General features: G+C 68.4%; 9 protein-coding genes and 1 pseudogene. 2 read left to right on the top strand and 8 right to left on the bottom strand.

The features are described from left to right. Positions 1 to 102, bottom strand: a pseudogene (locus tag ABZ281_RS24715) (carboxyl transferase domain-containing protein); the annotation flags it as partial. A gap of 9 nt (positions 103 to 111) precedes the next feature. Between ABZ281_RS24715 and ABZ281_RS24710 the strand changes: the two are divergent. After that, entirely contained in the window at positions 112 to 825 is a 714-nt protein-coding gene (locus ABZ281_RS24710) for a LacI family DNA-binding transcriptional regulator (protein ID WP_356658752.1), read from the top strand. A gap of 443 nt (positions 826 to 1,268) precedes the next feature. Here ABZ281_RS24710 and prcA read toward each other — a convergent pair whose 3' ends face one another. The 6 genes from prcA to arc all read right to left on the bottom strand — a co-directional run bounded on the left by prcA (position 1,269) and on the right by arc (position 7,442). Continuing rightward, a complete protein-coding gene (prcA, locus tag ABZ281_RS24705; protein WP_356658750.1) occupies positions 1,269 to 2,012 on the bottom strand; it encodes a proteasome subunit alpha in 744 nt (247 codons plus the stop codon). A gap of 67 nt (positions 2,013 to 2,079) precedes the next feature. After that, positions 2,080 to 2,925: a proteasome subunit beta gene (gene prcB / locus ABZ281_RS24700; RefSeq protein ID WP_356658748.1), complete on the bottom strand. Its 846-nt coding sequence runs from the start codon at positions 2,923 to 2,925 to the stop codon at positions 2,080 to 2,082. Continuing rightward, entirely contained in the window at positions 2,877 to 3,488 is a 612-nt protein-coding gene (locus ABZ281_RS24695) for an endonuclease VII domain-containing protein (protein WP_356658746.1), read from the bottom strand. The genes prcB and ABZ281_RS24695 overlap by 49 nt, the downstream gene beginning before the upstream one ends. Positions 3,489 to 3,532: 44 nt before the next feature. Next, complete coding sequence (locus ABZ281_RS24690) at positions 3,533 to 3,751, bottom strand: ubiquitin-like protein Pup (RefSeq protein WP_031108679.1); 219 nt, start codon at positions 3,749 to 3,751, stop codon at positions 3,533 to 3,535. Positions 3,752 to 3,929: 178 nt separating this feature from the next. Beyond that, positions 3,930 to 5,441, bottom strand: a complete 1,512-nt coding sequence (dop, locus tag ABZ281_RS24685) for a depupylase/deamidase Dop (RefSeq protein ID WP_356658743.1) — start codon at positions 5,439 to 5,441, stop codon at positions 3,930 to 3,932. A gap of 234 nt (positions 5,442 to 5,675) precedes the next feature. Then, the gene (arc, locus tag ABZ281_RS24680) at positions 5,676 to 7,442 is read right to left on the bottom strand and encodes a proteasome ATPase (protein ID WP_356658741.1); all 1,767 of its coding nucleotides are present in this window, start codon (positions 7,440 to 7,442) and stop codon (positions 5,676 to 5,678) included. Between the two features lie 245 nt (positions 7,443 to 7,687). Here arc and ABZ281_RS24675 point away from each other — a divergent pair, with 245 nt between their 5' ends. Next, on the top strand, positions 7,688 to 7,993 hold the full coding sequence (locus tag ABZ281_RS24675) for a ferredoxin (protein ID WP_356658739.1): 306 nt from the start codon (positions 7,688 to 7,690) through the stop codon (positions 7,991 to 7,993). Positions 7,994 to 8,052: 59 nt separating this feature from the next. Here ABZ281_RS24675 and ABZ281_RS24670 read toward each other — a convergent pair whose 3' ends face one another. Next, on the bottom strand, positions 8,053 to 8,631 hold the full coding sequence (locus ABZ281_RS24670) for a hypothetical protein (protein ID WP_356658737.1): 579 nt from the start codon (positions 8,629 to 8,631) through the stop codon (positions 8,053 to 8,055). Positions 8,632 to 8,989 lie beyond the last annotated feature (358 nt).

Below are 8,989 nucleotides of genomic sequence, written 5' to 3'. Positions count from 1 at the left end.
GTCGGGGCCGGTGATGAACATGTGCGAGGTCTGGTCGACCATGACCGTGAAGTCGGTGATGGCCGGCGAGTACACCGCGCCACCCGCGTAGCGGCCGAGCACGGTTTCGGCGTGGTGCTCTACCCCTCCCCCGAGGGCATCGGCCCCGCCCGCGATCCCTTCGCCTCCGCGCAGTCCGCGCTGGACGGCGTCATCGCCTCGTCCATGGCCGCGGACGCGCTGACCGCGATCCGCGGCGAGGCGCTCCCCCTGGTGATGCTGGACAGCGACCCGGCCGGGAGCCTGGGCGCGGCGACGGTGAACCTGGACATCGCCGACGGCGTCCGCCAGGCCGCGGAGCACCTGCTGTCCCTGGGCCACCGCCACTTCCTCCATCTGGCGGCGGACGTCCCCTCCTGGACCTTCGAGGTACGCGCCCGGGAGCTGGCGGCGAGGCTGGCGGAGGTACCGGGCACGTCCGTCCGCACGGCCCGCTCCCCGATCTCCATCGAGGGGGCGGTGACTGCCGCCGAAGCGGCGCTCGCGACTCCCGGCGCTCGCCCCACCGCCGTGATCTGCGACGACGACCAGCTCGCGGCCGGCACGTACAAGGCGGCCCGCCGTCTGGGGCTGCGCATCCCGGACGACCTGTCGGTCACGGGCGTCGACGACCTGGCCCTCGCCACGGCCATGGACCCGGAACTGACGACGGTCCACCTCAATGCCGAGCTCTTCGGGGAGCACGGCATGCGGGCCCTGCTGGCCGTCCTGGAGGACCGCGCCCCCGAGAGCGGGGACATCCCGGTCCAGCTGATCGTACGAGGCTCCACGGCACCACCACGTTGACCGAGCCGGCCGTTGCCGCTGGGGCCCGGGGGTCTGCGGCTGAGGCCCGGGGGTCCGCAACCCGGCGTAGCGGGGTGCCGCTCTCCTTGGGACGAGTGCCACCCCTGGCGGCACGCACACCCGCGGTGGGGGCGGCTCGCAGCCAGACGGGACGCGCGCCCGCAGCTGCGGCAGCCGCCGCGTGCATGCGGCGCGAAGCGAGTCGAGCCCGCACCCGCGTACGGCGAGAAGGGGCCGTGTCGGGGGGGGTGTCCGCCCGCAGCGGTTGGCGCGTCAACGAACAGTCAGTCGGTATCGGGGCCCATCGCGCCGTTCCGAGGACGGACACCACCCGGCGCGGCCCCGACCCACACCCAACGCGAAGGCGAAGCGAACGCGCCTCCGCACACGGCAACGCGCCCCGGCCACGGACCACGGCCGGAGCGCGTCACACCACGTCAGAACTACTCGGCGTCCTCCGACGCCCCCTCCTCGTCACCGCCGGCGGCCTCCGCACCGAGCAGCCGCGACAACTGCCGCCCGCTGATCCGCTTGAACTTCCGCTTCTGCGGTCGGGTGCGGTCCAGCACCGCCACCTCGAGCCGCTCCGCGGGGATCTCCCGCTCGCTGCCGTTGGTGTCACGGGACAGCGCCTGCACCGCCAGCTTCAGCGCCTCCGCCAGCGTCATACCCTCCTCGTGGCGCTGGTCCAGATAGCTGCTGATCTGCTCGGCGTTGCCGCCCACCGCGACCGAGCCGTGCTCGTCCACGATGGAACCATCGTGCGGCAGCCGGTAGATCTGGTCGCCCTCGGGCGTCTCCCCGACCTCGGCGACGACCAGCTCCACCTCGTACGGCTTCTCGGCGGCACTGGAGAAGATCGTGCCCAGCGTCTGCGCGTAGACGTTTGCCAGGCCCCGGGCCGTCACATCGTCCCGGTCGTAGGTGTAACCCCGCAGGTCGGCATAGCGCACGCCGCCGATCCGCAGGTTCTCGTACTCGTTGTACTTGCCGGCGGCCGCGAAGCCGATCCGGTCGTAGATCTCGCTGAACTTGTGCAGCGCACGGGACGGGTTCTCGCCGACGAACACGATGCCATCGGCAAACTGCAGCACGACCAGGCTGCGACCACGGGCGATGCCCTTCCGGGCGTACTCCGCCCGGTCGGCCATGGCCTGCTGGGGTGAGACATAGAACGGCGTCGACACCGGTTATCCGTCCCTCTCTTGAAGATTCCGTCGGTTCACTGGACCACCCTCACGAAGACGATTGCCGCTACAGCAGCGCGGCCCGCGGCCCGTCGGGCTGCTCCAGCCGCCGCTCGAGAATCGAACGCGCGATCTCGGACGCCTCGGTCTCGGTGAGCCGGCGGAAACCGTCGTCGGTGATCACGGTGACGATGGGATAGATCCGGCGGGCGACATCGGGACCACCGGTCGCCGAGTCGTCGTCTGCCGCGTCGTAGAGCGCCTGGACCACCAGCGTGGTGGCCTCGGCCTCGCTGAGGTCGTCCCGGAAGAGCTTCTTCATCGCACCGCGAGCGAAGATCGACCCGGAGCCGGTGGCCGCGTAGTGGTGCTCCTCGGAGCGGCCACCGGTGACGTCGTAGGAGAAGATCCGGCCCCTGTCGCGGTCCACGTCGAACCCGGCGAACAACGGCACCACGGCCAGGCCCTGCATGGCCATGCCGAGGTTGGAGCGGATCATCGTCGACAGCCGGTTCGCCTTGCCCTCGAGGGACAGCTGCGCGCCCTCGACCTTCTCGAAGTGCTCCAGCTCCAGCTGGAACAGCTTCACCATCTCCACGGCCAGGCCCGCCGTACCGGCGATACCCACCGCCGAGTACTCGTCGGCCGGGAAGACCTTCTCGATGTCCCGCTGCGCGATGACGTTGCCCATGGTGGCCCGCCGGTCACCCGCGAGGACCACACCGCCGGGGAACGTCACGGCGACGATCGTGGTCCCGTGCGGTGCCTCGATCACGCCCTGGGTGGGGGGCAGTTGCCGGTTGCCGGGAAGGATCTCCGGCTGGTGCTCGGACAGGAAGTCCATGAAGGAGGAGGACCCTGGCGTCAGGAAGGCAGCCGGTAGACGCCCGGTGCTACGAGTGTTGGCTTCCACGCGATTCCTTCCACGTAAGCGGCAGCCCGCCTTATGGCATCGGGCCGATCCTTGAACTGCCCCAGTGCTGCGTTGCAGCTGAAGCACAGTACGCCTCGGACCCTACCCGTCTTGTGGCAGTGATCCACATGCTCGGGCACGGCCGACAGACAAATACAACACACGCCTCCTTGAGAGGCGATGAAACCATCGCGCTCGGCTTCCGTGATGCCGTACTGGCGCTTCAGATGCCCCTGCCGGCTCTGCACCGCCCGGCATGCCTTGCACCGGGTCGACAGGCCATCGGAAGCGGTGGCGTTGCGGTGCCATTCGCTGTGAGGCTTGATCTCGCCACACGTGCGGCAGAGCTTGTGTCCGGCTGGAACCTCCACCCGCTCCCGGACCGGCTTCCCCATGGCCTCCCGGCGACGCCGGTAGTGCGCGGCGCTGTACTTCGCCACGCACTCCCGGCAGTGCACCTGGAGGCCGTCACGCCGATTCTTGTCGCGGGCAAACGCAGAAGGAGGCAAATCCCGAAGGCACTTCCTGCATTGCTTCGCGCTCGGCTCGCTGGCCGCTTCCATCCCCCGCCACCTTCAGATCAAAGGCTAGAGCGCGCCACTCGCCTTCACTGTCCGCCTTTTTGCACGAAGCTCCGCACGAAATCCTCGGCATTTTCCTCGAGTACGTCGTCGATCTCGTCCAGAACCGAGTCCACGTCGTCGCTCAGCTTCTCCTGACGCTCCTTGAGGTCCTCGGAACCCTGCGCGTCCTGCGCCTGCTCCTCGACCTCCTCGGTGGACCGGGTGGCCTTCTGCTGTCCGCCGCCGGTGTCCTTGGTCGCCATATCCCTCACCCCGCTCGGTTCGCCCGACACAGTTGCTCGGTCAAGATCAGACCCTACTCGCCGGGTCTGACAATGGCCCCGCAGTTGCTCCAACGTACGGGGGCCACCTCGATGATTCCCGGACCAGGGCTTTTCCACCCTGTCCGGCCGGTTCCCGACGAGTACCCGCTTCCAGCGGTCACCCGCCCGACAGGATCCTGACCAGGTCTTCCGCGGTGCGGCAGCGGTCCAGGAGCTCCTTGACGTGATTACGCGTTCCGCGAAGCGGTTCCAGGGTTGGGACACGCTGCAGCGAATCCCGGCCCGGCAGATCGAAGATCACCGAGTCCCAGGAGGCCGCCGCGACGTCGTCCGCGTACTGCTCCAGGCAGCGGCCGCGGAAGTACGCCCTGGTGTCCTCCGGCGGCACCGTACGGGCCCGCTCCACGTCCGCGTCGGTCAGCAGCCGCTTCATGCGCCCGCGGGCCACCAGACGGTTGTACAGGCCCTTCTCGGGCCGTACGTCGGCGTACTGGAGGTCGACCAGGTGCAGTCGCGCCGCGTCCCAGTCGAGGTTGTCCCGGCGCCGGTAGCCCTCCATGAGCTCCCGCTTGGCGACCCAGTCCAGCTCCCCGGCCAGACTCATCGGGTCATGCTCCAGGCGGGTGAGGGTGTCCTCCCAGCGGGACAGGACGTCCTTGGTCTGGTCGTCGGCGTCGGCCCCGAAGCGCTCCTCCACGTACTTGCGCGCCAGCTCGTAGTACTCCATCTGCAACTGGACCGCCGTGAGTGTGCGGCCGCTGCGGAGCGTGACCAGGCGCTTGAGCGAGGGGTCGTGCGAGACCTGGTGGAGCGTGCGGACGGGCTGGTCGACGGCCAGGTCGACGGCGATGAAACCGTCCTCGATCATCGACAGCACCAGCGCGGTCGTGCCCAGCTTGAGGTAGGTCGAGATCTCCGACAGGTTCGCGTCGCCGATGATCACATGCAGGCGCCGGTACTTCTCGGCGTCCGCGTGCGGCTCGTCGCGGGTGTTGATGATCGGGCGCTTGAGCGTCGTCTCGAGGCCGACCTCGACCTCGAAGTAGTCGGCCCGCTGGCTGAGCTGGAATCCGTGCTCGTGCCCGTCCTGGCCGATGCCGACGCGGCCGGCTCCGGCGAAGACCTGGCGGGAGACGAAGAACGGCGTCAGATGGCGCACGATGTCCGAGAAGGGGGTTTCCCGCTTCATCAGGTAGTTCTCGTGCGTGCCGTAGGACGCGCCCTTGTTGTCGGTGTTGTTCTTGTACAGGTGGATCGGCTGGGCACCGGGCAGCTGAGCGGCCCGTTCCGCGGCCTCTGCCATGATCCGCTCGCCGGCCTTGTCCCAGAGGACGGCGTCCCGGGGATTGGTCACCTCGGGTGAGCTGTACTCGGGGTGTGCGTGGTCGACGTAGAGCCGTGCACCGTTGGTGAGGATCACGTTGGCCAGGCCGATGTCCTCATCGGTGAGCTGGCTGGAGTCGGCGGCCTCGCGGGCGAGGTCGAAGCCTCGCGCGTCCCGCAGCGGGTTCTCCTCCTCGAAGTCCCAGCGGGCCCGGCGGGCCCGGTGCATCGCCGCCGCGTAGGCGTTCACGATCTGGGACGAGGTGAGCATGGCATTGGCGTTGGGGTGGCCGGGGACGGAGATCCCGTACTCCGTCTCGATGCCCATTACTCGCCGTACGGTCATGCGGCCCTCCTTGCCCGGCGGCACCCTCGGTCGTGGGCGCCACTCAGATACCGCTGGCGCTCGGTTGCGTGTGCGGTGCCCGTCCCCGCACTGCGCGACTTGGCGGTACGCAAGAGCCTAGAACGCCTTTGCGCTGGTGGGGAGATCATTTGCGTCATTGCGTTGCTCCAGCCGTGGCCTGAAAAACAGTCGGCTGCGGGTAACCGTCGAGGGCACCCGCAGCCGCCCTGCCTTTTACAGGTACTGACCGGTGTTCGCCACCGTGTCGATGGAGCGTCCGGTGTCCGCGCCCTGCTTTCCGGTGATGAGCGTACGGATGTACACGATCCGTTCGCCCTTCTTGCCGGAGATGCGGGCCCAGTCGTCCGGGTTGGTGGTGTTGGGCAGGTCCTCGTTCTCCTTGAACTCGTCCACGCAGGCCTGGAGGAGGTGGGAGACGCGGAGGCCCTTCTGGTTCTTCTCGAGGAAGTCCTTGATCGCCATCTTCTTGGCGCGGCCGACGATGTTCTCGATCATGGCGCCGGAGTTGAAGTCCTTGAAGTAGAGGACTTCCTTGTCACCGTTGGCGTAGGTGACCTCCAGGAAGCGGTTCTCCTCGGACTCGGTGTACATGTGTTCCACGGCCGTCTGGATCATGCTCTGGACGGTGGTGGCCTTGGAGCCGCTGTGCTCGGCGAGGTCGTCGCCGTGCAGCGGGAGGCGCTCGGTGAGGTACTTGCCGAAGATGTCCTTGGCCGCCTCGGCGTCCGGACGCTCGATCTTGATCTTCACGTCGAGCCGGCCGGGCCGCAGGATGGCGGGGTCGATCATGTCCTCACGGTTGGAGGCGCCGATCACGACCACGTTCTGCAGGCCCTCCACACCGTCGATCTCGGCGAGCAGCTGCGGGACGATGGTGTTCTCCACGTCCGAGCTGACACCGGAGCCACGGGTGCGGAAGAGCGACTCCATCTCGTCGAAGAAGACGATGACGGGGGTGCCCTCGCTGGCCTTCTCACGGGCCCGCTGGAAGACGAGGCGGATCTGCCGCTCCGTCTCACCGACGTACTTGTTCAGGAGCTCGGGGCCCTTGATGTTGAGGAAGAAGCTCTTGCCGGCGGCCTGGCCGGTCACCTCGGCGACCTTCTTGGCCAGCGAGTTGGCCACGGCCTTGGCGATGAGCGTCTTGCCGCATCCGGGGGGCCCGTACAGCAGGACACCCTTCGGCGGCCGCAGTTCGTGCTCCTTGAACAGGTCCGGGTAGAGGTAGGGGAGCTCGACGGCGTCCCGGATGGCCTCGATCTGGCCGCCGAGACCACCGATCTGCTCGTAGCCGATGTCGGGGACCTCTTCGAGGACGAGTTCCTCGACCTCGCTCTTCGGAACGATCTCGTAGACGTAGCCCGAGCGGGGTTCGAGCAGTAGGGCGTCACCGGGCCGGATGTTCACGTCCAGCAGCGGCTCGGCGAGCCGTACCACCCGCTCCTCGTCGGTGTGCCCGAGCACGAGGGCCCGCTCGCCGTCCTCGAGGATCTCCTTGAGGGTGACGATGTCACCGACACGCTCGTACTCCATGGCCTCGACCACGTTGAGCGCTTCGTTGAGCATTACTTCCTGGCCGCGCCGGAGCTCCTCGAGCTCGACGCTGGGGCTGACGTTCACCCTGAGCTTGCGGCCGCCGGTGAAGATGTCGGCGGTGCCGTCCTCGTTCGCCGTCAGGAAGACCCCGAAGCCGGCCGGCGGCTGCGCGAGCCGGTCGACTTCCTCCTTGAGGGCCACGATCTGGTCACGGGCCTCACGGAGCGTGTTGGCGAGTCGCTCGTTCTGCGCGGACACGCCGGCCAGATTGGTCTGCAGCTCGACGATCCGCTCTTCGAGAATCCTCGTGTGTCGCGGAGAGTCGGCGAGCTTACGTCGCAGGACGGCGATCTCCTGCTCAAGGTAGGCGATCTGCCCGGCCGGGTCGTCGGACCCGTGTCCCGGGCGGATGCCGCGGTTCATGTCGTCGTCGTGGGCTGCCACGGTCCTCACCTCCTCCAAGGGGAGCTGGACGCTTCCAGACCCTACCTGGGCGGGTGTCGATTGAAACCCCTAGATCACAAAGACGGTCGGGGTGTGTCCGATCTTCACCCTTGCGCTCTCCCTCACGCCAGGGGAATACCCAGCGAACATGATTGGAACCCAGCCGGAGGTAGGGTCGAACTGTTCAACACCCGCCAGAGCTGGCCGGATTCCCGATACGGCTCGGCGGAGAAACGGCAGGAGAGATGAGCGTGCAGCAGGTGGCCGGGATCGAAAGCGAGGAGCTGGAGGTCTGGATCGACCAGGACCTGTGTACCGGCGACGGCATCTGTGCCCAGTACGCGCCCGAGGTGTTCGAGCTGGACATCGACGGTCTGGCCTATGTGAAGAGTGGCGACGACGAGTTGCTCCAGGGCAAGGGCGCGACGACGCCCGTTCCGCTGCCGCTCCTCACGGACGTGATCGACTCCGCGAAGGAGTGTCCGGGCGACTGCATCCACGTGCGGCGCGTTTCGGACAGGGCCGAGGTCTACGGACCGGACGCAGAGTGACCACTTCTCTACGTTCCGTTATGACTGTCTGATATCTCACACGCGCCGTCGCATGCGCCTCACGCGCTGCGAGCTCCGGCCGGGGTCGAGCGGACGAAAGAGCCGTCGTGCCAACGCCATTTCGCGTCGCTCTTCTCGTCGGGGCAGCAACGCGGCACGTCGGGCGAGGAGTAGCCGAGGAGCGTGGCCGTGACGGCGCCGTCGCGAACGGCGAAGTCGCTGACGGTGGTGCCGTCCTTGGGGTCGAGCAGGGTGGCCACGACGCGGGGCTTGCCGCCGTCGGCGTCGCGCGTCAGGACGTACACGCCGTCCGGCGGGGTGCCCATCGGCGAGTCGCAGTGGACCACGACCACCGACTCGGGTCTGCCGTCGCCGTCGACGTCGCCGAAGGCCCGCTTCTTCACCACGGCCTTCACCGGGCCGCACTCGACCGGGAACGTCACCGAGGCCGGGTCGGGCGGAGTCAGGTGCGCCGGAGCGCTCTTGGTCTCGGGGGCCGCCGGCTGGGCCGCCGTCGCCGCGCCGGGCTGCAGGACCGAGGAGAAGGCCACGACGCCCGCGACGGCCGTCGCCGTGGCGAGCCAGTGGATGGGGCGGGTGTGGGTGTGGGCGAGCTCCGGGACGGCGGAAGACTGCACTAGGAGGGTCTCCTGAGGCTGTGCCGGTGGGGTGGCCAGCATGGTGCCACACGTCACACCGCGAGGGAACGGCGGGGTGTGCACGTCCTGCGCCGGGGAAGTCTGAAGGGTTTCGGTTCTGCCGCTGTGTCAGCGGGCCTGTGCGGGCCCGGCTCCTGCTGCGGCCCGGCGTGGCCGGCGCGGTCTGCGCAGCGAGTCAAGACGTCGGGTGAGGGTTCACCCGGGGCGGCAACGGAAAGGCGCCGTGGTGGAGTTCCCGTACGGACCGGTGTGGTGTAGCCGCCGACCAGCAGCGTTTCGCCGTCGCGGGACAGCCTCATCCGGGGCGGCTCCATGCGGTGGCCGGCCAGGATCTGGT

This window comes from Streptomyces sp. NPDC006265, from assembly GCF_040613555.1.
In the GTDB taxonomy this organism is placed as follows: domain Bacteria; phylum Actinomycetota; class Actinomycetes; order Streptomycetales; family Streptomycetaceae; genus Streptomyces.
The sequence above is the reverse complement of the archived record's forward strand: the minus strand, read 5'-3'. Positions and strand labels throughout refer to the sequence as shown.